The sequence below is a fragment of the Mesorhizobium sp. M7A.F.Ca.CA.004.04.2.1 genome, from assembly GCF_004022825.1.
Classification (GTDB): domain Bacteria; phylum Pseudomonadota; class Alphaproteobacteria; order Rhizobiales; family Rhizobiaceae; genus Mesorhizobium.
The window spans coordinates 1-406 of the sequence record NZ_RZPH01001832.1 but is presented as its reverse complement, the minus strand read 5'-3'; the positions used below and the strand labels follow the sequence as shown (position 1 = coordinate 406).

Sequence of the window (406 nt, the reverse complement as noted above, 5' to 3'; positions counted from 1 at the left end):
GAAGTCTGGGGTTTTTGGGCCGATCGCGGCGCCACAATCATCCAGACGGACGAGCCGAAGGCAGCCATCGTATGGCTGACGGCGAATGGTTTTCGCGTGCCTTATGCCAATGAGGCGCGGCCGGCCGAGCCGGCGAATACGGCGAGTATCAACTAGAGGCTCGCCGCTGGAACAGCGATCTCCCCCCTTGAGGGGGAGATGGCCGGCAGGCCAGAGGGGGTCGCCGCGCACAGAGCGCCAACCTTCATCTGCCGCAGGAGGTCGCGCCCGGTCGTGCCGACCCCCTCTGTCGCCTTTGGCGACATCTCCCCCTCAAAGGGGGAAACTGGTCGCGCCTTACGCCGCCTTGGCCATCCCATCCAACTCCTGAAGCACATCCCCTGAAAGCTTGAGTTCAGCCGCAGCG

General features: G+C 64.8%; 1 pseudogene. It reads left to right on the top strand.

Annotation, left to right across the window (positions count from 1 at the left end):
* Positions 1-156, top strand: a pseudogene (locus tag EN893_RS39830) (DUF4996 domain-containing protein); the annotation flags it as partial.
* Positions 157-406 lie beyond the last annotated feature (250 nt).